Here is a 24,663-nt window from a genome sequence, read left to right as displayed (position 1 = left end):
ATTATAAAACTAATGATAATTCGCATGTATAGGTATTGGCTTCGTCTCGTATAGTTAAGCTATATTTCCCGGAATAAAGCAGATCGAGCCGTCTTTTAACATTATTTAACCCTATTCCGCCCTCTGTGTCCCGGTTCATCATGTGCTTTTTATTCTCCATAAAAAAATGAAGATGGGTACCATCCAGGTTTATCCGTAAACAAATGGGCGAAGACGGATCATTGGCTACCCCGTGCTTAAAGGCATTCTCTATAAATGCGATCAACAGCAAAGGTACAATCTTTTGGTTACCAACCTCGCCCGTTATTTTAAAGTCGACAAAGGCTTTATTGCCAAATCTGATCTTTTGCAGGTCGATATAGTTCTGCAGATATTGCAATTCCTTCGCCAGATCGACTTTATTGTCATTGCTCTCGTACAGCATATATCGCATGATTTCTGAAAGCTTCAGGATAGCCTCTGGTGTGGTATCCGACTTTTGATAGGCCAGCGAATAAATACTGTTGAGCGAATTGAATAGAAAATGCGGATTGATCTGCGATTTTAGGAAAGCCAACTCGGCAGTGAGCCTCTGGTTTTCCAGGTCGCGCTGTACGCGTTCATTCAAAAACCAGTCGACACCGAATTTAAGGGCCGTACTCAGGAACAGGAAAAAAATACTGGTTAACGCCGCGCTAATAAAATAAGACCCAAAGGACATTGTTTTACCATTCCCATGCTGTAATATAAGGGCTTTAAAATAGAGCCCTATGCCATATTTCATCAGCCCAAACAGGATGATCACGGCAACCAGTGAAAGAGCATAATACCGGTACTTCTTCTTATCTAAGAATTTAGGAATGAGGTAGAGATAATTGAGATAAAAAAGCCCGATATTAATGGAGCCATAACCGACAAAAAGCACTAATAAATCCCTGGTGCTTATTTTACTGTTATTATGGGTAACTATTGCAAAATAGCTTACAATACTTACCCAAAAAACAACATGCCAGAATATTTGCCAGTTACGCTTCATTGCATCTAATGTAATATATTCGGTGCTTTATCAGCTATATATTTATATATAGACCCCGTTTTTACCGATAAACCCGGCAAAATCTTCGATGAACGCCTGAAAACCGAAAAATGTCCGTTCATCTACAATTCCCGTCAGTTGGTCTAATAGATTTTAGCAGATTAAACTTTCGCCTTTTATTTGTATCATAATCAATCACACAATGAAAAAGCTAGTCTCTAATTCGAATCCATTTATCTTACTGCTGCTACCTGTAGTATTTGCCTTGGTGATGGGGATAGGTTATCAATTTCAACAAAAAAAGGTTTATGCCGAAGGCACGTCTGCTGCAGTACATGCAACTTCGCTGTTTTATAAAGGCGTAACCCTAGTTAAAACTGTTTGCTCTGTTGCCAAAGAAAAACTATGGTAATCAGCACGGAGGGGTTGAGCTTTAATTTCGGCAATCAACAGGTTGTCAAATCGCTATCCCTGCAAGTGCCCGAAGGCAGTATCTACGGTTTCCTTGGCCCAAACGGCGCCGGAAAAACCACCACTATAAAATTGCTGCTCAATCTGTTAAAAACAGATCAAGGCAGCATTCATATTTTTGACCAGGACCTGCGGAACAACCGTATTCCCATTCTTTCACAAATTGGTTCGCTGATTGAGCAACCTGCTATTTACCTTCATCTTTCCGGCAGGGAAAACCTGGTGAACCGTGCTTTGCTATTACAGGTTCCCGAAAAACGGGTAGATGAAATGCTGGAGCTTGTTCATCTTAAGGAGGCCGCCCACAAGAAAGCAGGCAAATATTCGCTGGGCATGAAACAGCGACTGGGTATAGCGCTTGCGTTGTTAGCTGACCCAAAACTTTTGATTCTCGACGAACCTACTAACGGCCTTGATCCGAACGGAATTATTGAAGTGCGGGAATTATTGATCAGGTTGGTCACTCAACATAAAAAGACAGTATTTATATCGAGCCATTTGCTGGCAGAAGTGGAACGTATGGCTACCCATGTAGGCATTATCCATAAAGGCGAGATGCTTTTCCAGGGAAGTATAAAGGATCTGGAAGCAATCAGTCAGCCTCAAATACAGGTTGAATTGAATGATACTGTCGATGCCGCCAACTTTCTGAAAAAACACGGTCTTACCGTTACGGATGTTAACGATGAATGTGTATCTGTTCCCTTCGCATCAAAAACGCAAATGGGAGAGATAAACACTTTGCTGAACAAAAACGATTATACCGTTTACAGCATCCGCAAAGTAAATAAGGACCTGGAGAAATTATTTTTAGATATCACCCAAAACGCCTGAGCAGATGAAGGGATTTTTACTATCGTTCCGGTCTGAGTTTTATAAAACGCGCAAAACCATGGGTTTCTGGAGCGCTGTTTTATTGCCGTTGCTCATCTGTGCACTACTTTTCATAGGCTTCTTTAACAAAAGTGAACATTTAGCCAATATACCTGGTTTTATGGCCTGGCTGCAATTTGCTGGCGCTATCCTGGCGGTGATGGGCTCTTTATTGCTGCCGATGCTGATCGTATTTATTGCTTATTCTGTAAACAACATTGAGCATAAGTCCGAAACCTGGAAATCATTGTTCAGCTTGCCTATTGCCAAATGGTCTATCTATTCTGCCAAGTATTTCTATGCGCTTTTTCTGGTATTTCTTTGCCTTGCATTGTTCGTTCTTTTTACGCTTGGTTTCGGTAATTTTTTAAGCATGTTGAAGCCCGAAGTAAAATTCAATGAATACCATATTGAAAAACTGCTGGTCCAGATTTACTTCAAACTTTTTTTAGCCTCTTTGGGTATATTATCTATACAGTTCTTACTCAGCCTGCTCTTCCGTGATTTTTTAAAGCCGATGGGTATAGGTTTTGTAGCAACTATTGCCGGGGTAATCTTCGCCAATATGAACTGGCAATATGCTTACCTGTATCCTTACAGCCACCCTATGTTGACCATAAAAGGTCTGCTAAATAGTCGCACGAATAACGGCCCAGCCATGCCGCAGATCACCGTGGATATATTCACTAAAGATATATTAGTGAGCCTGGCGGTTGCGGTGGTAGTATTTGTTTTGGGGTATTTTATCGTGCTAAAGAAGAGCGTCAAATAAAATGAATCCGGTCCATAGAGACGCGATGCATCGCGTCTCTACTATGCGCAGATATAAAATCTAAAATCACTTCACCGGTTTCGGATATACCGGCAAACTTTCATGCCCTTCTGCATCCACCGATTGCACCGCGAAGAAATAATTATCCTTTGAATAAGCCAGATCAGCTTTGGTATCGGTGACATAAAACTTCTTCTCCCAATACGGGCTGGTTGTTTCACGCATTAACACATAATATCCGGCAGGCTTTTTACCGCTTGCAGGAGCGTCCCAGTTTAATTGGGTTCGATTGGTTAAGCCGCTGGTTACCATGCCTACATTTTGCGGTTCAGCGGGGGCTAATGCCAGGTTAGCTAACACCGAAAGATTCATCCTTGCAACTTTTTGCACATAGTTGAAATCCACATAATCAGGCAGATCGCCATAGTTTATACCATTTTCGGTACGGATGGTCTGATGCTGGCGGGTATAGTCTTCATTCATTTCGGTGATACGCACTGCGGTAAATCCCTCCTGCTGGAAAGGAGTATGATCACCGCCACGCAGGTAGCGGTCGCGCCGGTAGATCAGTTTTACATCCAACTGGTCAACATAGCGCTCGCCTGTTTCTTTAATATAGCGCGATAGTTCGCGTGAGGGACTATCATTTTCGCCACCCAGCGCTATCAGGCTTGCGATATTCTTTTCATTGCGGCTATCGATAGTTGGCACCCCCTCGCTGAATATGCGCACGCTTCGGTTATCCCTCACATCGGTTTCCATGCCGTGACTGTTTCCCACGATATCATTATTCAGCACCGCATCAATATTCCAGTTTTCGGCTTTAGCACGTTTAGCCACATGGGCCGAACCCAATAGGCCCTGCTCCTCGCCAGCTACAGCCATAAAAATAATCGTCGCAGGGAATGAACGCTTACTCATTATCCTCGCCAGTTCCATTGAAACTGCTGTGCCCGAAGCGTCATCATTGGCACCGGGTTCATCACCATTCGGATCCATTATATCACTCATCCGCGAATCGTAGTGTCCTGAGACGATATAGACACGGGTATCTTTAGGCTCGGTGCCTTTCAAAATGGCTAATACGTTTTTCAGTTTAACAGGCGCATTTACTCTTTCGCCTTTAGGCTGAGTAAGCGTGTCGAATTTTACAGTCATTCGCCCATGTGAGTCAGCAGCATACCTTTCATATTCCGCTTTTATCCAATTCCGTGCCGCGCCTATGCCGGTTGTTTTACTGGTGGTATCCCCAAGCGTATGCCGCGATTTAAAACTTACCAATTTGCGAATGATCGTCTCGATATTGCTTGACGATACTTCATCCACCATTTGCTTAATGACAGCATCCTGCTTAATGGTGGTTTGAGCTATGGCAGGCACACAGAAAAATAACGGTAAAATGAATTTCAAGTATTTCATGGTGATATTTGGTCATTTTTAGACGCGATGCATCGCGTCTCTACGGTTTATCTAATTAGCATCCGCTTCTTCCGCCTCTTCCATAATATTCCCGGTCTGCTTAAAATTACTGCGCACAAAATGGCACCAGTCGCACTCCTCTTTGCCGCAACCGGTATTGAAATCATGCGCCTGTATTTTGGCATAAACCGTCCTGATCTGCTCCCTCACAATCTCCACATCTTCCGGACTGATAACTATCTTTTCAGTAACATATTCGCCTTCGCTTACCGGTTCAATAAAATCAAACTGCGTACTTATTACCTGCCAGTCTTTGGATCGGTCATTCTCAATAAGCAACTTATAAAAAACTGCTTGCCGCCAGTAATCGCCGCCATTAGGTTTGTCATTGGTTGGCCGCTGTAATTTCTCTTTTGCATTGCGGAATTTACCTGTTTTGTAATCAACTACTGTAACCTGTTTTCCGGTAAACTCTACTTTATCCAAACTTCCTTTTACAGGCACGCCACCCACCTCGATGTTCTTTATTGATAGCTCCACAAGGGCTATTTTATTCCAACTCAGTGTATTCAGCTCGTAATAAGGTGGCAATATTTTGTCCCCGTAATCCAGTCGTCGTTTGAATTCGTCTTTGGTGAATGAATCCCGGTTGCGGAACATGTAAGTCCGGAAATCCTTCATAAATAGCTCTGTCGGTGGGAATTCGTCATTGTTCTCCTTCAATGCACGGAAAGCCCTTTTCAAAGCATCATGTGCAGCCGAACCAAATGTTGCTGATGGACTTTTCCCTGAAGGTACCCTAATCAGACATTGGAAATAAAACCGTAGCGGACAATCCAGATAGTTACTTAAATGGGTAACGGACAGCGTATAGTTTTGCAATAACTGGTTAATATAATTTTTGTCAATCAGCTCTACTTTCGGCTTATCATCTTCACTAAACTGCGTAGCATAAAAATCCAGCATGTCCTCCTCTGCAGGCTTTGGATAGTCTATCCGCAAATTGGTTGCAGCCAATATTTCGCCAACGAATTGTGATGCTTCCTGGTCTTTCCCGTTCTTGTCCCTTGCCGCGTATGAAACGCTTAAATGCTGCTTGGCCCGGGTTAAAGCCACATAAAATAAACGCCTTGCTTCCTCCCGCTGAGCGATCTCATCATCCGGCGCTTGTGTTAATGTATCTGGCAGGCTGAACCCATTATTCCGCCCTTTGCTATCCCATGTTTTCTTGTCGCAACCGATCAGGAACACGTGTTCAAATTCAAGACCTTTTGAGCCATGTGCTGTTAAAAAGTTGACACCATTTTCGGAATAGATCACTTGCGTTAACGGTAGCCTTATGTTATTATCACGGATCAGGTCGATGATAGCAACCAGATTACCTGCACTGATATCCGGATTTTTGCGGCTTTCATCTTTCAGAAAATCGAAGAAGTTGGTCAGCACTTGTATGTACCAGCCTTTATCTGGCTGTTTCATGATATATCGCAGAATACCCATCTTGGCGATCAGATCCTGGAAAAGCTGTTGTAAAGTGACACTAACCGATGCCTTCAACAGATCATCGATGTAGGTCATCAGGTATTTCATTTCCTGGTTAGCGGGCGCATCAAATAATGCTTGCTGGGCAGGCATTTTTAATTCGCTGATATATCTTCTGAGCGATGATTTTGGCTCTCCGTTATTCGACGTCTTATAGTTTTGATTGGCAACTGCGATACTGGCTTTGGCAATCTCAATCGGCGGTATTTCAAAAAAATCATAATGCATGATCTCAAACAGCAACTCATCGCCACTATAGGGCGAATCCATTTCCATAGCGAGATAGCGTAGTATATTGATGATCTTTTCGCCAAAGGGTAGGGTTAGGATATCGATCTTTCGTCGCGTATTTACGGCTATTTTTTTCGAATCGAGATATTGCAGCAATTCCTCTACCTGACTATGATTACGATAAATGACCGCTATTTCACCGGCTGCTGTTCCGCCCTCTATCAATTGTCTGATCTGATGTGCCGTATGCACCATTTCCTGCGCGGGGTTTTCGTATTCCCGGATCACAGGTTCATGTGCCAATTCCTTGAACCGGGCACCGGCTGCCATCAGGTTTTTATCCAGTTGCAATTGTCCCGTTAATCGCTCACGGTTATTGCCTATTAACGCTTTTGAAACATTCAGTATATGCTGGTTAGATCGGTAATTATGCTTTAGCACGACGGTCTTCAATGTTTTGACATAGTCACCCGCAAAATCCAGTATGTTCTTCATATTGGCGCCCTGGAACTTGAAAATCGATTGATCGTCGTCACCTACTACAAACACGTTTGGCGTATCCCAATAATTCAGCAGCAACTTCAGTAATTCGCTTTGCGAACCGCTGGTATCCTGGAATTCGTCCACCAAAACATATTGATAGCGCTCCTGGTATTTGCGCAGCATTTCCTCATTCTCACGGAAGGCTTTAAGCACCCAAATGATCATGTCATCATAATCATAATAGCCGCCCGTCTTCATTTTGGCGTCATAACGCTGATATTCGCTCACCGCCGATAAAAGCTTCGACATTACCTCGCGTGCAGCATCAATATCTTTTTGTTTTAGGTCGCCGGCTTTGATGCCTTTTACGGCGTTAGCTCTTTTGTAAATGAATTCTTCACGATTAGGTAAATCATTCAAATATTCATCAACGGCAACACGGATCATTTCCTCGTCCCAGTTTTCCCGTTTCATAACCGAGAACAGGTTCTTCAGGCGCGGAACATCGTAATAAATATCTCCGGTGAAACGCTTTAATAAATGGTCATTCGGAAAATCATCTACCAATTCCTGGAAAAGAGAAACCGAATCCAGATCAGATAAAGGCTCCAAGTTCAGTTTGCCAAAATAGTCTAGGTTTTCCTGGATCACCTCGTTACAAAAAGCGTGGAAAGTATAAATATTCACCCGGTAAGCGTCCGGCCCGATAAACTCGAATAAACGCTTACGCATAGCCACGGCTCCAGCATCGGTATAGGTTAAACACAAAATTTCGTGCGCATTGGCGTCGGTATCCAGTAATATCTTGCCTATACGTGCCGCCAATATTTGCGTTTTACCCGTTCCCGGACCGGCAACAACCAGCACTGGCCCCTCTATCTGATCCACAGCAGAGCGTTGCTCCGGGTTCAGTCGGTTTAAAGCTTCCTGAAATTTCTCGTTATATTTATTGGGAGTAGATTGCATAATAGAATAAAGTAAATGTAAGCAAAAGGCAACGAAAATATTTTCGGGCCACTATCAAATAGAAAATGAATATTGAAGATTTTTAGACTGTCTTCGCCGCCGTCACAATATCTTTCACTTCTAAAATTTGCGTCGGGTAACCATACAAAGTAACGTTGATCATCGCCCGCCCAACCTCTGTCAAATCACATGATGCAGACGGGAAAAGCCAATGAATAACCGGGTATAGCCAGCTAAGATATTTATAGATTGAAGGCACATTCTTAGCTCCTTTGGCGGCTTTCATCAATCCAGGCCGAAAATTGAATTCCTGCCTAAAAGGAAGCTTTGCCAGGTCATTCTCTGTTTTACCTTTCACCCTCGCCCACATCTGACTGCCTTTTTCGCTGCTGTCTGTGCTAGCGCCAGATACGTAACAAAAGGTCATATCGGGATTGAGCCGGCTTAAGGTCTCAGCAACATGCATGGTTAGGGTATAAGTGAGTTTATAATACTCCGGCTCTTTCTTGCCGATGGAAGTTACGCCCAGGCAGAAGTAGCAGGCATTATATCCTTTCAGCTGATCCGCAATCGGCGAAACATCAAAAAAGTTAGCATGGATGATCTCTTTCAGTTTTGGATGAGTTACCCCGCATGGTTTTCGGTTCACTACCAGTACCGCTTCTACCTGCGGGTGCAATAAACATTCCTGCAATACACCTTCGCCCACCATCCCGGTAGCCCCGGTAACAATCGCCCTGATCTTTGTTTCCATGCTGTCGAACTTATTTTAAAATAACTCCCGTGCCATAAGGAAAAACAGTACTGACCCGAACCGGTAACTTCCCTTTCGGACCGATGATTCGGTTGATCACCTTCACCGCCGATCGCTGCATTTCGTCGCTCATCTGGTATCCGGCAATTAATGCACCGCTATTTTCAATACCAGGTAAACCAGCCAGGGTGTAAGGATTGGCAAACACACAAACTACTGAATGCGGATGAGCAGCCACTTGCGCAATAAATATTTTTACGCCGTTGCTGTAATCCAGCTTGCTGGCAGGCCGGGCCCGGGTATCATTAATACTAACGATTACCTGGTCGTAGCTGCGTAATTTATCCAGTAGCGCGAGCAAATCATCCGCTGGTGTTGTCTTGTCTACAATAAAGGTATCATTATTCAAATACCATTGGGCTATTTCATTTTGAAATAAGGTAGGCCCTGAAACCCCGATGCTGATGATAGCTGTTTTGGCGATCGGGCTTAACTGCACGGTTGAGGCATCCCCTTTTAATAAGGTAACTGATGCATCGGTCAATTGTTGAACCAATGCTTTAGCACTTTCCCTGTTCAGGTCTTCAACCAAATGTTCGGGTGAGGCCTCGCGATAATGATTCAATCCTGCCCAGTATTTGGCAGCCAATACTTTCTTCACTTTTGCTTCAAACTCCAGTTTGGTTATTTTCTTCTGGCGCACGGCTTTCTTTATAATATCAATTGCTCTCTTTGAATCTTCCGACAATTCGATAATATCATTCCCGGCTATAAAAGCCCGAAGATCTGCATCACCTTCAGGAAAATATTTTACTACAGCTTTCATCTCCATCGCATCGGATACCACCAGGCCCTTAAAACCAAGTGAATCTTTTAATATCCCAGTTACAATAGGGCGCGATAAAGTAGACGGCAGATTTTTGGTTGTATCCAGTGCTGGGATATTCATATGGGCTATCATTACCCCGCTTATACCTGCTTTGATTGCCTGGCGGAAAGGATATTCCTCGAGTGTATCTAATCGTTCCCGACTAAAAGGCAGTAAAGGCAGATCAAGATGCGAATCTACATTCGTGTCGCCGTGGCCAGGAAAATGTTTGGCAGTAGTAAGCAAACCTGCGTCCTGCATACCCTTCATATAAGCAATCCCCTTAGTCGCAACATTGTATTTGTTATCCCCGAAAGACCGGTAGTTGATCACCGGGTTATTGGGATTGTTATTCACGTCCATATCCGGCGCCAGGTTGATCTGCATGCCCAACCGTTTAAAGTCATAGGCTACAAACTGACCCATTTTATAGATCAATGAATTATCCTGTATGGCGCCTAAGGTCATCTGATATGGATAAGACATTGTTGAATCCAACCGCATACCTACACCCCACTCACCATCCATTGCAACAAGAAGGGGTACTTTAGCCAGTTTCTGGTAGATATTGATGAGGGTCAATTGTCGCACCGGTCCCCCTTGAAAAAACACCAAACCACCGATTTGCTGATCTTTGATCACATTCCCTACGGAATCTTCATAGGCCTGTCCCCGGTTGGTATGTGCCCTGACAAAAAATAATTGCGCTACACGTTGTTTACGGCTGAGTTTTTTATAAACCGAATCGACCCAATGGTTTTGATGGCTTAACAGATTGATATAACTAATTTTTTGCTGAGCGTCAACAGAAAGGCCGCTCACTAACAACACACACAGGAAAGTAAAGCTTAACCCTTTTTTAAGTTGATTCATAGAGGTTTCAAATGTAGCTATTGCAAATTAGTTGTAAATGTTAGAAATGTTGAAAGGCTGTAAAAGTTATTGCTAAAAAACCTTTATAACAGTTGAACTACAACCTGTTCAACCACTATTAAACCCTAATTAAAAAAATTTCGATAAACAACTAAACCTATTTGTTGTCTTTCACTCTAAAAAGTCAATAAACTATAAAAACTTACTCCAATGAAACACATTTTTATTTTAGCTATATGCCTGCTGGTTGCAGGATCTGTAAGCGCTCAAACTTATTATGGCCCGCGTCGTGTTCACCGTCGCCCTGTACAACGTCAGCAAGACGACTTTAATCGTCCAAGTGTTGGAATAGAAGGAGGTGTTAGCCTTGCCAATACAGTATCTTCCTACAATACCGGCTATAGCACAAGTGGTATCGTGGGTTTTAATGCCGGCTTAGTTGCTAATATTCCCGTGATATATCCATTATCATTCGAACCAGAAGTATTGTTTTCACAGAAAGGCTACCAGGCTAATACGACCGATGGGGTTTTAACGCAGCGCAATAATTATATCGATATCCCTTTGCTGGCGAAGTTCCGTATTGTCCGCGGCTTCAATTTCCTGGTAGGGCCGCAAATCAATATTCCATTAGCCAGCACTACCACGTTTGATAATGGATTTACTGTGAGCCGTGAAAGTTATTACGATGATGCCACCAACAAAAGCTATATCTCAGGAGCTTTTGGCGTCAGCATCGATCTTAACCAGAACGTTGATATACACGCCCGTTACCTGATCGATCTTACGTCCAATACTTATGACCAGAATTCTCCAATCTCCGACTATCGTAACCAGGTTTGGCAGTTTGGTATAGGGATTAAGTTTCAGTAAAACACACGGAATTTAGTTATTATTAACTTAGAGTCTGTTTAAATTTATTGTCGAAATCCATGCTTTTAGCACCAATAAGTTATGATTGCACAAAATTTGAACAGTCTCTAAGTTTATTAACTATTCTTCGATCTGAACAACGATTTTACCCATCTTTTAAACCTTCGCCTCAATAAATTATGTTTGGGCCTTTGGTGTTCAACATCAAAATCATAGTGCAGTGTAAGCAAATCAGCCTTTTTTTCAGGGAGAACACACTCCGGATGCGCTATCTCGCCAATATCCTGTAATGGAATATTGGCATTAGGGCTATCCACATCAACAGTATGCGTTGAATTATTACCAAAACCGATGTTACTTATCAAATTACTGTTAGGGATAATAGAGAGGCTTCCATTGAAAAAATTGGTTAACGCTAATTGATAATCCCAGGTATCTATTTTGCCGGCTTTTGTATCGTTGAATATCTGCACCCACGTATCGACGATAAAATTATCATCAAATACATTTTTCAATTGTTTTCTTATTTCTTTTTCACTGAACTTTTTAAGGTCTTTGCTGTATCCCTTCCACACTCTTCTCCAGCTTGCCCATCCCCATACATGCGTCATATTGGAGAAGTAATAACTTGCACTTCCCCATTTTTTTCCATGCTGAAAATTACATCCCGAAATATGCCCTATCCGATTATCAAAACGATACTTTTCCAGAAGTGTATCGCAAAACCTAAAAAAACTATTGTTAGGCAGGCAATCGTCCTCTAATATTATACCTTCTTCTTCGTTTTCAAAAAACCAGGCTATTGCTGATGATACCGCTTCCTTACATCCCTGATTAGTTTGCCTGAAAAGCGTTTTTACTTCGCAAGGCCAGTCAACATCATTAATAATTTCTCTGGTTTGTCTACAAAGCACCTCTTCTCCCGGTCTGTTCATTCGCGGCCCGTCTGCCGCTATGTATAACCGCCCCGGTTTACCAGCCTTTATTTGGTCAAAAACCTTTTTAGTGGTATCCGGTCTGTTAAATATGATGAATAGTACAGCTGATTTTATATCATAAGGCTCGTCCGTAACTATTTTCATGCTGCAAATTTGTTTATTTTAGCACGAAAAATGTACTACTTAGTACCTGTTTTTTTACAAAAACACCTAAATAAAATATGCAAAGTAAGATCACCGGGAGGGATACTACCTTATTGTTTACCAAATTGGTCCTCAATAAGTATGAAGTTAAATATTACAGATGCAACGAAACCGGCTTTATACAAACGGAGCACCCCTTTTGGCTGGAGGAAGCTTACTCATCCATAATAACAAAGCTGGATATTGGTTTGCCATCCCGCAACATTGATTTATCTGTAAGGGTCAGCAAGCTTTTAGCTACTAAATTTAATAGAAAGGGTATTTTCCTGGATTATGCTGGAGGGTATGGTTTATTTACGCGTTTAATGCGTGATAAGGGTTTTAATTTTTATCACACCGATAAATATTGCCAGAATTTGTTTGCCGAGCATTTCGACTTCACCGACCTGCCGCCCGGTACAACTTTTGAAGTAGTGAGTGCCTTTGAAGTATTTGAGCATTTACCTAACCCGATTGAAGAAATAAAAAAAATGCTTGAACTTTCAGATAATCTGCTTTTTACAACTGAACTGCAACCTAAGCAATTGGCTGATATTAACAACTGGTGGTACTTGTCTCAGGAAACAGGGCAGCACATTGCATTTTATAATGTTGAATCTTTAGCTTACATAGCTAAACATTTGGGTTATAAATTTTATACCGACGGAAAATTTTTACACCTTTTTAGCAAGCAATTATTTAATCAGGATATTTTGAAACCCGTCAGAGATAATTTTTTACTCAGAAAAACAAAAAAAATAGTAAAAAAAGCAGATGAAAGTAAGTATGGCAAGATGGAAAGTCTATTAATGGCAGACTGGCAATATATTAAAGACAAATTAAATAGTTGATCAGTTTAAGAAGGCTTAATTAATCTGCGTTAAAAGTTTGCATATCGATCAATTTTCGATAAAGTCCATTGCTGATCAACAATTGGTTATGTGTTCCCTGTTCCACTATTTTTCCGTTTTCAAGCACTATAATTATATCGGCATTTTGAATGGTGCTTAAACGATGTGCAATGATGAGCGACGTCCGGTTTTTCATCAGGTTATTTAAAGCGTCCTGCACCAGCTTCTCAGATTCCGTATCCAAAGCCGACGTAGCCTCGTCAAGAAGCATAATAGGCGGGTTACTTAAAACTGCCCTTGCAATACAAATACGCTGCCTTTGGCCGCCTGAGAGTTTTGTGCCGCGGTCACCAATATTTGTTTGATACCCGGCTTCAGTTTCAATAATAAAGTTATGGGCATTGGCAATACGAGCGGCGGTTTCAACTTCCTCCCGTGTAACATTTGATTTACCGAAAGCGATGTTGTTGAATATAGTATCGTTAAATAAAATAGATTCCTGGTTTACAATTCCCAGCAATGCTCTTAATGAGTCGGTGGTTACTGTTTGTATGTTCGCGCCGTCAACCAATACCTCGCCCGATTTTGGCTCGATAAATCTCGGTATAAGATCAATCAGTGTCGATTTCCCCCCGCCGGATGGGCCTACAAGCGCAATTGTTTTTCCTTTAGGTACCGTTAAATTAATGTTTGAAAGTACCGTTTTTTCACCATAAGCAAATGATACATTTTTAAAGCTGATGTTTTCTTTAAATTCCTGTATAGGTTTTGCATCGGGCGCATCAGTAATCGCGGGTTTTTCGTCAATAAGTGCCAGTACGCGCTCACCCGCTGCTATACCTGAGTGTATATTGCTGAACGAATCTGAAATGGCTTTTGCCGGGCGCATCAATTGTGAAAATACGGCGATATAGGCAATAAACTGGCCGCCGTTCAACGTAGACCTATTGTTAAGTATCAGATATCCACCATATAATACGATACATGAAATCATGGTAACGGACAACGTTTCAGAAACAGGCGAGGCTGATTGCTGACGTTTTGCCATTGAACGTAGTATTTTTGAATACCTGATGTTCTCATTATCAAAACGCTTTTTGATAAAATTAGAAGCATTAAATGCCTTTATGACCCTAACGCCCGACAATGCTTCGTCAAGGTAGCTTATCATATTGCCATAAGTTTGCTGTGCTGATGCAGCCTGCGATTTGAGGCGCTTTACAATCTTAGAAATAATAAAAGCCGATACAGGAACTACGAGTAAAGAATATAAAGTAAGCTTTACGGAATAGATAAAAAGTATCGTCAAAAAGGCGATCATTGTTGCAGGCTCCTTAAAAATGACTTGTAAAGTTGCAGTAACTGAAAATTGCACCACCTGAACATCCGATGCTATTTTGGAAATGATATCCCCCTTCCGTTCGTTATTAAAATAACCCAGGTGCATATCCATTACATTATTGAAGACCTTACGGCGCAAGTTTAATAAGGTATGCACTCTGAGATTTTCCATAGTACGAGCTGAAAGGTACCTGAAAAAGTTGCCTACCAATATGGTAACGACGATAAGCGCGCATACGAATTGCAGGGCCCCCCATTGCCCGTGCGTATTTATAAAATAGTTCAAATAATATTTAAACCAACCACTTAGGTCTAGCCAACCTGGTTGCTTTACAAAGGCTGCATGTTTTACAGCATGGGTAACATTGGAAGCATCGATAGCATTATTCCCAAAAAGTGTATTCAGCAGTGACGGGAGCAATACATATACCATCGAACTGAAAAGAACATAAAGTAACGTAAAGATGATATAAGGGATAGCAAATTTTTCAATTGGTTTGGCAAAAGATAACAGCCGGAAGTAAGTCTTCATTAAAATTTATAAAAATACAAAGCTAACAGTAAATAATTAATTAGCGACAAGCTCATTGGTATAGGCTTATCATAAACCTACGAAAGGTGTAAAGCGAATCATTCAAACACATTATCCAATATCTTAAAGGTCACGCTTTTGTCGAAACTGTTTTTGAACGTATCTTTTGCTAATCTACTTTGCTCCTCATATAACGATGCATCTTGTAAAAGCGATATTATATTTTCAGCAAACTTAACTGGGTCATCACTTACCAGGCATCCGTTACTCTGCTTGTTAGGCAATCCGTCGGTACCCCGCGAAGTGCATACTACAGGCAAACCAAATGCCAATGCTTCAACCACTTTTACCTTTACCCCGGTTCCCCGCAGCATGGGGCAAATGGCAATTTTTGAATCATTATAAAAAGACTCCAAACTTTCAGCGAATAAAATCTTGTTTATACTATTATATGCCTCAGTGACGTGATTATTGATCTTACCAATAACACATAGGTTTAGCCCTGCAGGCAGTAAGGGATAGACTTTATCAAAAAACCATTTTATGGAGATAATATTGTGGATATTGTCATTACCAACATAAATAAGATCGTATTTTTTATTCTTAAAAGGCGTTAAAGCTGACGCCGGAGCATCCATCATCATAGGAACCAACCTGACTCTTGAAGTGCAGAACTGATTAAATACATACTCCTCTTCAGGTGATATTGCCCATATTTCATCAAAAAGGTTCAGCCTGCTTATTTCATCCTCAAAAGTTACACCCAGGTTGAAGTCTCTTTTATCCTTAAACTGAGCGGTTAAAAAATCATGAGTGTCAATTATCGTTTTAGCTCCGCCTAACAAGGCCGTATCAGCTATCAGATCAGCGCTATGCACATAACTGATAATTATATAGTCATAAGTGTTTGTCCTAAGTATATTTTTAAAAGCCTTTTTTAGCGCGAGCGTTAAATAGGTAGGAATATTTGATCTGAGCGGATAGGTTATTAGATAGTACAGCAGGTCCCATAATTTATATCGCAAAAAATAAACTATCGGGTTGGTTTTCCCCTGTTTCCTGGGTAATAGGTAAACATTACTTGCTAAATTACCAGCTTTTAATATCTCTTCGGTTTGCTCGTTATAGTTCTTTCCGGCCTTTTCATCTCTAATACTTACATAATCTACTATAAATCCATTTTGACTAAAATACTTTAACAGGTACAGTGCCCTAGTTTTATTCCCCGCGTTTTGTTCAGTTATATTATCAGGAAAGAAGTATAATATTCTCATCATAGCAACTTATAGTTTTTATACTCTCCCAGTCGCCAGCCGGTCAGGTCTTCTAGCTTTTGCAAGGTCTTTCTGCGGAGAGTCATCTTTTTGTGCAATTGCGTCAAATCAATATTAAGGTTCCAGTTAGTTACCGCAATTCGCTTTTTCATTACTTCAGGATGGTCGCCATCAAAATGCAATAACCTGTCAGCATTTTTATAATCAAATTCAAACGTTTCCGGCAAATTTTCAGCAAGCCATGCATCATCATGATAAAACTGGTTGAAATTCCGTAATTTATTTTTTAAACCTGCAGGTGGCTTTACCCAGCCATAATGATAAATATAAGCATCAATAAGTTTAACATTAATTTTACGGCCATCCCACCTGAAACCCTGCGCATCGCGGTATGAATGGATAGCTTTGTTATTCCGCAATATGCGTATTTCACGACGGTACCACCTGCGCGAATGCCCGTAATAATCATACGAACCATAAAAATGCAGATATTTAAACAGAAGACCTTCAACTTCCTTGTTGTCTAAATTATCTTCCATCTCCCTTTTGATAAGTGGAAGATATTTTTCGTGAACACATTCGTCCCCCTGGATATAAAAAGCCCAATCAGCATCAGGAGATATGGCTTTAAATGCCTTGTCCGTTTCGACTGCGAATACTGCGCCCCCATCCCGTAAAGTATCATCCCAAACCGTATTGATTATTTTTATTTTGGGCGAGTTTATTGCTTGTATTAACTGAGCGGTCTCATCTTCGCTGTTACCTAAAGCCACCACAAATTCATCACAAATTGGCAGAATGGAAGTGATAGCTTCAACAATAGGATAGTCATTTTTTACAGCGTTACGAATAAAAGTAAAACCCGCTACTTTCATGTTCTTTGTATCTTTAAATTATCGATTGATAAACATTTACCGTTTGTTCCATACAATTCTGCATGGTAAATTTCTCCAACTGCCCCTTCCCGGCAACACGTAATTTATTTGCATTGTCCGTATGAAGGATCAGTCCTTCTATAACCGATGTCATAGAATAAACGGAATAAGGATCAAAGTATGACACGGCATCTCCGCCAACTTCCTTAAAACAACTTGTATTACTAACTGCCACGGGGCAGCCATTAGCAAAGGCTTCCAATATTGGCAAGCCAAATCCTTCATACAATGACGGATACACAAACAATAAGGCATTTCGGTACAAAGCTTTAAGTTCAGCCTCGCTTGCCTGCAACTGTGATATTTTATTTGTGATGCCCAAACGCTTAATAAATTCCAGCTCGGTGCTGCTAAAAGATTTGCCGCCTGCACACACTGCGTTTATATCATATTTAATTAATAATGGCGCTATGGCTGTCAACCACCTGAAGAAATTTTTATAAGCCCAGCGGTCTCCTACAAACAACACGTAATTTGAATAAGGAATCTTGGTATCATTAATTAACAAATCCGTGGATGTATCATATCCATGATAGATCATACTTATCCTGCTGTCAGGGATGTTATAGATCTTTTGCAGATCATTTTTGGTTGACTCTGAAATTGTGATAAAATGAGTTGCCTTTTCTATTAATAATCTTTTATTATGCACGGTACTGTCGGTATTTGGAAAGTACTCGGGGAACTTTTCATGGATAAAATCATGAACAGTTAAAACAAATGGGGCTTTAACAATATCTAAAAAATACGGATCATAGTAAGTTGGATGAAAAACATCATAATCGTGTTTGTTAAGACAGTACTTTGCATATTTTTCATTCAGCTTATATATCTTTTTATCCTTTTTATACCATGGCTTTAAAAACGCATGAGGTACGGGAAATTTTTGATCTTTAAGGTAGTTATTATTGGTAAATAGAACACCCTTGTTAAAGCTAAAGGAATCATATTGGCTTAAATGTTTTTGAATATTGGCAAAATACCGCGATATGCCACCAAAGTGCTGCATTGAAAATGCCTGGTGGTCAAATTGTATCTTAATCATTAAATAAAACTAAAGGTTGCTACATGCTTTATTGTAAAATAATAGTTTACTTCGCACTGTTAGCCAATGGTCAAATATACAGTATCATTAAAAATTAATTGAAAATATGTTATCTGAGGGCGAAAACAGTACTGTTAATAATAACAACAGACTACCCAAAATATCTGTTATTATTGTTACCTATAATGCCGCCCCAACTTTGCAAAACTGCTTAAACAGCATTTACAGGCAAAAGTATCCGGCTATTGAGATCATAGTTATTGACGGCCAAAGCACAGATGATACGGTAAAAATATTACAGGCAAATTCAGATAATATCCATTACTGGCAAAGCGAAAAGGATAATGGCATATACGATGCTATGAACAAAGGGCTGAAGCACATTACCGGTAATTGGGTGTATTTTTTGGGCGCTGATGATGAGTTATTGGATGATTTTTCGGTAATGGCAAATGAGTTAAAAGAGCCTGACGCAATCTACTATGGTAGTGTTTTGAGTGATAACAGAAAATGCCGGGGAGCTGTAACTGAGTATATTATTGCCAAATATGGTATTTTCCACCAGGCCGTTATTTATCCTAAAGCTGTATTTGAAAAATACGCTTACGATACTAAGTACAAAGTACGTGCTGATCATGTGTTAAATATAAAATGCGTTAAAGACAAGGACTTCCATTTTATATTTAAAGATTATATCATAGCCAAATTTAACCACGAAGGGCTATCAAATAATTACATTGATGAACAATTTGAAAAAGACCAGAGTAGTTTGATCTATGAAAATTTCAGTTTTACAATATGGCTTCGGTACCTATTTTGGAGATTTAAAAGGCTATTTAAGAGACCTGTAAATAATTCTTCTGATTAACCGTTCAGGCAATTCTCGTATAATTTGAAGTATTGCTCTGCTGTTTTCTCCCATGAAAATTTATCGGCGTGGGCCATCACTTTAGCCGAACGGTCGCCTTTGTGAAAATCGTCCATGCCTTTAGCAAAAACTTCTTGCATGTGCTTAGGTTCAAAATTATCAAAGTAATAGGCCACATCTCCCCCAATTTCGGGCAGAGACGTATACTTTGCCAAAAATACCGGCTTGCCAAAATGCATAGCTTCAATTACCGGCAAACCAAATCCTTCTGCAATTGAAGGAAACAAAAAAGCGCTGCAATTTTTAAAATACCAAGCTTTGTCATCATCGGAAACAGGCCCGGTGACGATTACTCTTTTCTCGCAATTGAATTTTTGCGCCTCTTCTATAATCTTCTGTTTATGGGGGGTTTCAATCCCTGAAATAACCAGTTCATAATCATTGCCTTCCAATAGAGCCGGAAGCAAATGAAATCCCTTTTGGGGTGATAACAATCCTATGGTGAATAAAAACGGCTTTTTCGGCAGATACTGAGGGCTGTGATCATCCGCCACTTCCAACTTATCGGCTCCGTTATAGATCACACTCAATTTATCGGCTGCCTCAGGGATAAATCGTACGATATCCTTTGCCACAAATTCGGATATGGTAACCACTTTATCGCAGAGAGATATAAATTTTCGTATCTTATTAATATGTGCATCAATTTTTTTTTGAGGACTGAACTGCAAATGCACCTTATTAATATCATGTATGGTCATGATCTTTTTCCCTTTTACCCTGTATGGCCTTAGCCTGCACGTTTGGTCAGTAAAATGAATAACATCAAATTTATTATACCACGGAAAGAATATTCGGTGAAATCTTAAAAGATGTATGATATCAACCATTCCATTAAAAAAGGTCGTTCGTCTGAAGAGATAATATGTTAACTTAAATCTTCCCAGATTCTGCTTAAGTAAGGCATTGCCCAAACCCTTTCCAAATGAAAAATAACCCGAATTAGGATTTTTCATTGAATCGAATGTAACTAATACAGCGGGTTTCGACATTTTATATCAAAATATTACTATTGAGAGGGAATTTTAAAGCTGCAATTATATGAAGATATATTAATTTATGTGCTGATAATTTTATTCATTTGCATCTACAAAAACTCCAAAGTGGCTCCTGCAACCAACACATCTTTAATAATACATTGTGATAATTTTAAATCAGTTGCGCGGGCTTTAACCATTGTTGAAAACGATCTTAAAGGAGCAGATCAATTATTAAAAGGGTTAAATTTTGATAAAAGCACTCCTGTCATAGGTATAACAGGTCCACCTGGAGCGGGTAAAAGCACCTTGGTAAATGCACTAATTGCCAAACTCGCCAGTCAGGATAAGAAAGTAGCTGTTTTAGCCATTGATCCAACATCACCATTTAATTTTGGTTCGTTGCTTGGCGACAGGATACGGATGGCATCGCATTTCAATCATCCCAATGTATTTATCAGGTCATTAGCTACACGAGGCTCATTGGGCGGATTATCTGCAAAAACGATCGAAATGACTGATGTATTACGCGCCGCAGGTTTTGACTATGTGTTGATAGAAACGGTAGGTGTCGGGCAATCGGAAGTTGAAATAGCCGGACTAGCCGACATTACTTTCGTCGTCTTAGTTCCTGAGGGTGGTGACGAAATACAAAACATCAAATCGGGCCTAATGGAAATCGCAGATGCTTTCATCGTCAACAAAACCGACCGGGAAGGCGCGGATCTGTTCGCCAATAACCTGAAAAAAATGGTTCAGCAAAAAGGTGCTGAAATACCTGTATTTAAAACAATAGCCTCTGAAAATAAGGGCATTGTTGAAATTGTTGATTTTATTTTGAATTCTGCCGAAAAGAAAAACAGCCACAAAGAATACTTACTGGCTGAAAAGGCCTACAAACTCATTCAGCAAAAGCGGATGGGAAATATCAATAAAATCGAATTATACCAAATGGTTTTAAAAGCCAGTCAGGAGCCGGGGTTCAATATTTATTCATTTGCTGAAAAGTTCTCCGACATCTGAGGCCTTAACTGTTCATTATCTCCTCAATATGCTCTGCTTCAAGCGGGATATCGGCCATCAGATCTATGTTTCCACCCTTAGTGATCAGGATATCGTTTTCCAATCGTATGCCTAATCCCTCCTCCGGAATGTATATTCCAGGCTCGCATGTTAAAACATTCCCGACCTGAAAAGGAGCGTACCGGTTAGCGAAATCGTGTACATCCAGTCCTAAATGGTGCGATGTGCCATGCATAAAATACTTTTTATATAGTGGCATTTTCGGGTCCTGCTTTGATACATCGTGCTTATCCAGCAGTTTTAAACCAATCAGTTCGCTGGTCATTATTTTACCAACTTCTTCCTGATATCCGGTTAATACTGCTCCGGCCTTTATCATACCGATCGCATTTTTCATTACCCGCAATACAGCATCGTATACTTCCCGCTGACGTTTAGTGAAGCGCCCGCTAACAGGTATAGACCGGGTCATATCTGCATTATAATTAGCATATTCCGCACCGAAATCGAGCAACATTATATCACCGCTCTGACAAACCTGGTTGTTATCTATATAATGCAGCACATTTGCATTTGGTCCCGAAGCAATAATCGGATTGTAGCCGTGGCCGGTAGCCCGTTGCCGCAAAAACTCATGGGTGATTTCAGCCTCTATCTCATACTCCGTAACGCCGGGCTTTACAAACTTCAGCACACGCACAAAGGCGTCCCGGGTAATTTCACAAGCTTTTTTAGTTAATTCAACCTCAATATCCGATTTCACCGACCTGAGGTCGCGTAAAATAACTGCGGAACGCTCATAGTTATGCAAAGGATATTTCTGTTTCAGTTGCTCATACATCCTCAAATCCCTGTATGGCACCGAATAACCATACCGGTCGTTATCATTCGTATTGATATAGATGTTATCGGCATAATTAATAATACTGTGCAGTATGGCATCATATTCGTTGAGCCACTGTATGTTTTCGATGCCCGATACTGCGCGTGCCTCCTCTTTGGTATATTTATGACCCTCCCACACCGCAATGTGCTCATTGGTTTGTCTTAAAAAGAGTACTTCTTTGTATGAAGGATTAGGACAATCGGGATATAAAACCAGTATACTTTGTTCTTGATCTATACCTGTTAAGTAAAAAAAGTCGGCATTTTGCTTAAATATAAAAGTCTGATCACCGCTTCTCGGAAATTCATCATTAGAATGAAATACAGCTATCGAATTACCTTTTGTTCTTTTGGAGAAATTTTTTCTATTAGAAGTAAATAATTTTTTATCTATAGGTAGATATTTCATTATTATCGGTATAATTAATTTTTTGCAAACAATTATTTTTATTTATTTGTATTACCAAAAGACAAATTTTGGAACAATGTTTGGTAATGAAGTCAAACATAATTACTAATTTTGAAAAAAAATCACAATTAAATTGTTTAATCTTAAAACTATGAACTATTCTACATTAAAAAAAACAGTCGCCCTTTCATTCGCGTCTTTGTTGGCTGTCAGTGTGGTAAATGCCCAGACTGATGCTGCAAAAACAGATTCGACGAAGGCATCAGCAGCAACAGGTACTGCCAAGGTATTTGGTGGTACGAAACAGTACAACACATGGAGTGTTGGCGTAAACGTTGGAGTCACCGCTCCTTCTGTTGCAACAGGTGGAGTTAACGTATTTAACCACAATCAACCAAGCTTGGGCTACGGAGTTAGCTTGAGAGATCAATTATCGCACGCATTCGGCTTACAATTAGATGTAAGAGGCGGTAGTGTAAAAGGCAGCGAAGAAGCAAAATTCAGCAACCCGGGTTATGTAGTTGACCCATCGCTCGGCCAGGTCGGAAGCTTTAAAACTTCTTTCTATCAGGCTACTTTAAGCGGTGTTGTTAATGTTGGCTCGTTGAGCTTCCTTCACCGCACCAACGCTATTAATTTCTTCTTACACGGTGGCGCTGGTTTAGCATTCTATTCTCCAAAAGTGTATTCTGACAATTCACAAGGTACCCTGCTATTTGATTACAAAGGGCATACCGGTACTGATGGTACAGGATCACGCATTAAAGAGTTAGTTATTCCAGTAGGTGCAGGTGTTAAATTCAAACTATCTGATCAATTTGCACTGAACGTTGGCTACACTGAAAACTTCATCGATGGATTTAACTTCACTGGTGTTCACGCTGACTACCCAGCTTCTAACAAGTATTCTTACGGCTATGCTGGTTTAGAGTATACTTTCGGTCCGAAATCAAAACCAAACCTGGATTGGGTAAACCCAGTAGCTATGATGTATGACGAGTTGTATGATGCAGCTCTTCGTCAGGAAGTAGAAGCTTTGAAAGGCCGTGTTGGCAATGTTGAAAATGCAGTTAACGACCTGAAGAAAGATTCTGACGGTGACGGTGTTGCTGATCAATTCGACAAATGCCCTAACACTCCTGCAGGTACTGTTGTTGACGGATCTGGCTGTCCAATTGTATTCCCTAAAATTGATACTTCATTATTCGTAATGAAACCAAAACCAGGTGAAGCAAAAGCTTACTCTAACATCCAGTTCGAATTCGATAGCTCAGTATTGAGAACTTCTTCTTACCCAGTACTTGACGCTACTTCAGCTGATCTGCGTTCAAACGCTGGTGCTAAGATCGAATTAGACGGTTTCGCTTCATCAGAAGGTACTGCTGCTCACAACATGCGTTTATCTAAAGACCGCGCTAACTCAGTAAAAACTTACTTAGTTAACTCTGGTGTTGATGCAAAACGTGTTAAAGTAAAAGGATTCGGTGAAACTCACCCAATTGCTGACAACTCAACGGAAGAAGGTCGTATCCTGAACCGTCGTGTTGAATTCAAAAAATAATTATTCATTTGCAATAATTTCAGAAGGCTCTCCGGTTTCGGAGAGCCTTCTTTTTTTTATTAAATTTGTTCATGTATTTTTTCAGAAAAAAAGATCCAAACCGGCCAACCAGTTTTAACCTGAAGGTGATGCACGCTATCAATGCTATCGCTATCATTATGTTCCTGGCGGGGATTATCTGGAAACTGATTGATTGGTTTATACTGAAAAAGTAATGGTGCAGAATGTGCTTTTGCATCTAACTCTTATAATATCCTATGAAAAAAGTGATCAATACCAAGAACGCCCCTGCTCCGATCGGGCCTTACAGTCAAGCCGTTGCTGCGGGCGGTTTTCTTTTTGTTTCTGGACAAATACCCAGCAACCCTGCTACCGGCGAAATAGTTTCGGACGATATTAAAGCGGAGGCAAAACAGGTAATGGAGAATATCAAAGCTATATTGACCGAAGCGGGCCTTAACTTCAGCAATATTGTTAAAACAAGCATTTTCCTGACAGATATGGGGAACTTCGGCCAGGTAAATGAAGTATACGGTACTTATTTTACCGATCAGTTTCCGGCCCGTGAGACTGTTCAGGTTGCGGCCTTACCTAAAAATGTAAATGTCGAAATTTCAGTTATCGCAATAAATTCCTGATAG

General features: G+C 40.5%; 21 protein-coding genes and 1 pseudogene. 10 read left to right on the top strand and 12 right to left on the bottom strand.

Features of this window, described 5'->3' with window-relative positions:
* Position 1 precedes the first annotated feature (1 nt).
* Positions 2-1,015, bottom strand: coding sequence for a sensor histidine kinase (locus Q3A68_RS20125; RefSeq protein ID WP_302902932.1), 1,014 nt, complete (start codon positions 1,013-1,015; stop codon positions 2-4).
* 202 nt (positions 1,016-1,217) lie between these two features.
* Here Q3A68_RS20125 and Q3A68_RS20120 point away from each other — a divergent pair, with 202 nt between their 5' ends.
* Genes Q3A68_RS20120 through Q3A68_RS20110 form a run of 3 tightly spaced genes read left to right on the top strand, consistent with a single transcriptional unit; the run spans position 1,218 to position 3,131 of the window.
* Positions 1,218-1,427 carry a hypothetical protein gene (locus Q3A68_RS20120; RefSeq protein ID WP_302902931.1) on the top strand — a complete coding sequence of 70 codons (210 nt, stop codon included), beginning with the start codon at positions 1,218-1,220 and terminating at the stop codon, positions 1,425-1,427.
* Positions 1,421-2,320, top strand: a complete 900-nt coding sequence (locus tag Q3A68_RS20115) for an ABC transporter ATP-binding protein (protein ID WP_302902930.1) — start codon at positions 1,421-1,423, stop codon at positions 2,318-2,320. The genes Q3A68_RS20120 and Q3A68_RS20115 overlap by 7 nt, the downstream gene beginning before the upstream one ends.
* 4 nt (positions 2,321-2,324) lie before the next feature.
* A complete protein-coding gene (locus Q3A68_RS20110) occupies positions 2,325-3,131 on the top strand; it encodes an ABC transporter permease (protein WP_302902929.1) in 807 nt (268 codons plus the stop codon).
* Positions 3,132-3,197: 66 nt separating this feature from the next.
* Here the strand turns inward: Q3A68_RS20110 and Q3A68_RS20105 are convergent, their stop codons facing one another.
* The 4 genes from Q3A68_RS20105 to Q3A68_RS20090 all read right to left on the bottom strand — a co-directional run bounded on the left by Q3A68_RS20105 (position 3,198) and on the right by Q3A68_RS20090 (position 10,267).
* Positions 3,198-4,550: a M28 family peptidase gene (locus Q3A68_RS20105; RefSeq protein ID WP_302902928.1), complete on the bottom strand. Its 1,353-nt coding sequence runs from the start codon at positions 4,548-4,550 to the stop codon at positions 3,198-3,200.
* 51 nt (positions 4,551-4,601) lie between these two features.
* Positions 4,602-7,772: an ATP-dependent helicase gene (locus Q3A68_RS20100; protein WP_302902927.1), complete on the bottom strand. Its 3,171-nt coding sequence runs from the start codon at positions 7,770-7,772 to the stop codon at positions 4,602-4,604.
* Positions 7,773-7,854: 82 nt separating this feature from the next.
* Positions 7,855-8,526, bottom strand: a complete 672-nt coding sequence (locus Q3A68_RS20095; protein WP_302902926.1) for an NAD-dependent epimerase/dehydratase family protein — start codon at positions 8,524-8,526, stop codon at positions 7,855-7,857.
* A 10-nt stretch (positions 8,527-8,536) separates the two neighbouring features.
* Complete coding sequence (locus Q3A68_RS20090) at positions 8,537-10,267, bottom strand: glycoside hydrolase family 3 protein (protein WP_302902925.1); 1,731 nt, start codon at positions 10,265-10,267, stop codon at positions 8,537-8,539.
* 210 nt (positions 10,268-10,477) lie between these two features.
* Here Q3A68_RS20090 and Q3A68_RS20085 point away from each other — a divergent pair, with 210 nt between their 5' ends.
* A complete protein-coding gene (locus Q3A68_RS20085; RefSeq protein ID WP_302902924.1) occupies positions 10,478-11,140 on the top strand; it encodes a porin family protein in 663 nt (220 codons plus the stop codon).
* A 116-nt stretch (positions 11,141-11,256) separates the two neighbouring features.
* Here Q3A68_RS20085 and Q3A68_RS20080 read toward each other — a convergent pair whose 3' ends face one another.
* Positions 11,257-12,222, bottom strand: a complete 966-nt coding sequence (locus Q3A68_RS20080) for a nucleotide-diphospho-sugar transferase (RefSeq protein WP_302902923.1) — start codon at positions 12,220-12,222, stop codon at positions 11,257-11,259.
* 77 nt (positions 12,223-12,299) lie between these two features.
* Between Q3A68_RS20080 and Q3A68_RS20075 the strand changes: the two genes are divergently transcribed.
* Positions 12,300-13,112 carry a class I SAM-dependent methyltransferase gene (locus Q3A68_RS20075; RefSeq protein ID WP_302902922.1) on the top strand — a complete coding sequence of 271 codons (813 nt, stop codon included), beginning with the start codon at positions 12,300-12,302 and terminating at the stop codon, positions 13,110-13,112.
* Between the two features lie 19 nt (positions 13,113-13,131).
* Here the strand turns inward: Q3A68_RS20075 and Q3A68_RS20070 are convergent, their stop codons facing one another.
* The 4 genes from Q3A68_RS20070 to Q3A68_RS20055 all read right to left on the bottom strand — a co-directional run bounded on the left by Q3A68_RS20070 (position 13,132) and on the right by Q3A68_RS20055 (position 18,239).
* The gene (locus Q3A68_RS20070) at positions 13,132-14,985 is read right to left on the bottom strand and encodes an ABC transporter ATP-binding protein (protein ID WP_302902921.1); all 1,854 of its coding nucleotides are present in this window, start codon (positions 14,983-14,985) and stop codon (positions 13,132-13,134) included.
* 98 nt (positions 14,986-15,083) lie between these two features.
* Positions 15,084-16,262, bottom strand: coding sequence for a glycosyltransferase (locus tag Q3A68_RS20065; RefSeq protein ID WP_302902920.1), 1,179 nt, complete (start codon positions 16,260-16,262; stop codon positions 15,084-15,086).
* Positions 16,259-17,134, bottom strand: coding sequence for a glycosyltransferase family protein (locus tag Q3A68_RS20060; protein WP_302902919.1), 876 nt, complete (start codon positions 17,132-17,134; stop codon positions 16,259-16,261). Before Q3A68_RS20060 ends, Q3A68_RS20065 begins: the two co-directional genes overlap by 4 nt.
* Before the next feature lie 13 nt (positions 17,135-17,147).
* Complete coding sequence (locus tag Q3A68_RS20055; RefSeq protein ID WP_302902918.1) at positions 17,148-18,239, bottom strand: glycosyltransferase family 4 protein; 1,092 nt, start codon at positions 18,237-18,239, stop codon at positions 17,148-17,150.
* A gap of 106 nt (positions 18,240-18,345) precedes the next feature.
* Here Q3A68_RS20055 and Q3A68_RS20050 point away from each other — a divergent pair, with 106 nt between their 5' ends.
* Positions 18,346-19,107 carry a glycosyltransferase family 2 protein gene (locus Q3A68_RS20050; protein WP_302902917.1) on the top strand — a complete coding sequence of 254 codons (762 nt, stop codon included), beginning with the start codon at positions 18,346-18,348 and terminating at the stop codon, positions 19,105-19,107.
* Here the strand turns inward: Q3A68_RS20050 and Q3A68_RS20045 are convergent.
* Positions 19,104-20,123 (bottom strand): glycosyltransferase family 4 protein, encoded by a 1,020-nt coding sequence (locus Q3A68_RS20045; protein WP_302902916.1) that lies wholly within the window; start codon positions 20,121-20,123, stop codon positions 19,104-19,106. The genes Q3A68_RS20050 and Q3A68_RS20045 overlap by 4 nt on opposite strands.
* A 105-nt stretch (positions 20,124-20,228) precedes the next feature.
* Between Q3A68_RS20045 and meaB the strand changes: the two genes are divergently transcribed.
* A complete protein-coding gene (meaB, locus tag Q3A68_RS20040; protein WP_302902915.1) occupies positions 20,229-21,167 on the top strand; it encodes a methylmalonyl Co-A mutase-associated GTPase MeaB in 939 nt (312 codons plus the stop codon).
* Between the two features lie 4 nt (positions 21,168-21,171).
* On the opposite strand, the gene Q3A68_RS20035 is transcribed toward meaB, so the two are convergent.
* Complete coding sequence (locus tag Q3A68_RS20035) at positions 21,172-22,461, bottom strand: aminopeptidase P N-terminal domain-containing protein (RefSeq protein ID WP_302902914.1); 1,290 nt, start codon at positions 22,459-22,461, stop codon at positions 21,172-21,174.
* Positions 22,462-22,612: 151 nt separating this feature from the next.
* On the opposite strand from Q3A68_RS20035, the gene Q3A68_RS20030 reads away from it, so the two are divergent.
* The 3 genes and pseudogenes from Q3A68_RS20030 to Q3A68_RS20020 all read left to right on the top strand — a co-directional run bounded on the left by Q3A68_RS20030 (position 22,613) and on the right by Q3A68_RS20020 (position 24,660).
* Positions 22,613-24,022: an OmpA family protein gene (locus Q3A68_RS20030; RefSeq protein WP_302902913.1), complete on the top strand. Its 1,410-nt coding sequence runs from the start codon at positions 22,613-22,615 to the stop codon at positions 24,020-24,022.
* Between the two features lie 62 nt (positions 24,023-24,084).
* A pseudogene (locus Q3A68_RS20025) lies at positions 24,085-24,237 on the top strand (DUF6728 family protein); the annotation flags it as partial.
* A gap of 42 nt (positions 24,238-24,279) precedes the next feature.
* Positions 24,280-24,660: a RidA family protein gene (locus Q3A68_RS20020; RefSeq protein WP_302902911.1), complete on the top strand. Its 381-nt coding sequence runs from the start codon at positions 24,280-24,282 to the stop codon at positions 24,658-24,660.
* Positions 24,661-24,663 lie beyond the last annotated feature (3 nt).

The sequence above is a fragment of the Mucilaginibacter tolerans genome, assembly GCF_030519375.1.
Taxonomy (GTDB): Bacteria; Bacteroidota; Bacteroidia; order Sphingobacteriales; family Sphingobacteriaceae; genus Mucilaginibacter.
Note: the sequence above shows the minus strand (reverse complement) of the source record. Positions and strands in the feature narration are given on the sequence as shown.

Excerpts from the sequence above, each read along its gene's own strand:
- Q3A68_RS20125 (WP_302902932.1), bottom strand. The coding sequence starts at position 1,015 with ATGAAGCGTAACTGGCAAATATTCTGGCATGTTGTTTTTTGGGTAAGT.
- Q3A68_RS20120 (WP_302902931.1), top strand. The coding sequence starts at position 1,218 with ATGAAAAAGCTAGTCTCTAATTCGAATCCATTTATCTTACTGCTGCTA.
- Q3A68_RS20115 (WP_302902930.1), top strand. The coding sequence starts at position 1,421 with ATGGTAATCAGCACGGAGGGGTTGAGCTTTAATTTCGGCAATCAACAG.
- Q3A68_RS20110 (WP_302902929.1), top strand. The coding sequence starts at position 2,325 with ATGAAGGGATTTTTACTATCGTTCCGGTCTGAGTTTTATAAAACGCGC.
- Q3A68_RS20105 (WP_302902928.1), bottom strand. The coding sequence starts at position 4,550 with ATGAAATACTTGAAATTCATTTTACCGTTATTTTTCTGTGTGCCTGCC.
- Q3A68_RS20100 (WP_302902927.1), bottom strand. The coding sequence starts at position 7,772 with ATGCAATCTACTCCCAATAAATATAACGAGAAATTTCAGGAAGCTTTA.
- Q3A68_RS20095 (WP_302902926.1), bottom strand. The coding sequence starts at position 8,526 with ATGGAAACAAAGATCAGGGCGATTGTTACCGGGGCTACCGGGATGGTG.
- Q3A68_RS20090 (WP_302902925.1), bottom strand. The coding sequence starts at position 10,267 with ATGAATCAACTTAAAAAAGGGTTAAGCTTTACTTTCCTGTGTGTGTTG.
- Q3A68_RS20085 (WP_302902924.1), top strand. The coding sequence starts at position 10,478 with ATGAAACACATTTTTATTTTAGCTATATGCCTGCTGGTTGCAGGATCT.
- Q3A68_RS20080 (WP_302902923.1), bottom strand. The coding sequence starts at position 12,222 with ATGAAAATAGTTACGGACGAGCCTTATGATATAAAATCAGCTGTACTA.
- Q3A68_RS20075 (WP_302902922.1), top strand. The coding sequence starts at position 12,300 with ATGCAAAGTAAGATCACCGGGAGGGATACTACCTTATTGTTTACCAAA.
- Q3A68_RS20070 (WP_302902921.1), bottom strand. The coding sequence starts at position 14,985 with ATGAAGACTTACTTCCGGCTGTTATCTTTTGCCAAACCAATTGAAAAA.
- Q3A68_RS20065 (WP_302902920.1), bottom strand. The coding sequence starts at position 16,262 with ATGATGAGAATATTATACTTCTTTCCTGATAATATAACTGAACAAAAC.
- Q3A68_RS20060 (WP_302902919.1), bottom strand. The coding sequence starts at position 17,134 with ATGAAAGTAGCGGGTTTTACTTTTATTCGTAACGCTGTAAAAAATGAC.
- Q3A68_RS20055 (WP_302902918.1), bottom strand. The coding sequence starts at position 18,239 with ATGATTAAGATACAATTTGACCACCAGGCATTTTCAATGCAGCACTTT.
- Q3A68_RS20050 (WP_302902917.1), top strand. The coding sequence starts at position 18,346 with ATGTTATCTGAGGGCGAAAACAGTACTGTTAATAATAACAACAGACTA.
- Q3A68_RS20045 (WP_302902916.1), bottom strand. The coding sequence starts at position 20,123 with ATGAAAAATCCTAATTCGGGTTATTTTTCATTTGGAAAGGGTTTGGGC.
- Q3A68_RS20035 (WP_302902914.1), bottom strand. The coding sequence starts at position 22,461 with ATGAAATATCTACCTATAGATAAAAAATTATTTACTTCTAATAGAAAA.
- Q3A68_RS20030 (WP_302902913.1), top strand. The coding sequence starts at position 22,613 with ATGAACTATTCTACATTAAAAAAAACAGTCGCCCTTTCATTCGCGTCT.
- Q3A68_RS20020 (WP_302902911.1), top strand. The coding sequence starts at position 24,280 with ATGAAAAAAGTGATCAATACCAAGAACGCCCCTGCTCCGATCGGGCCT.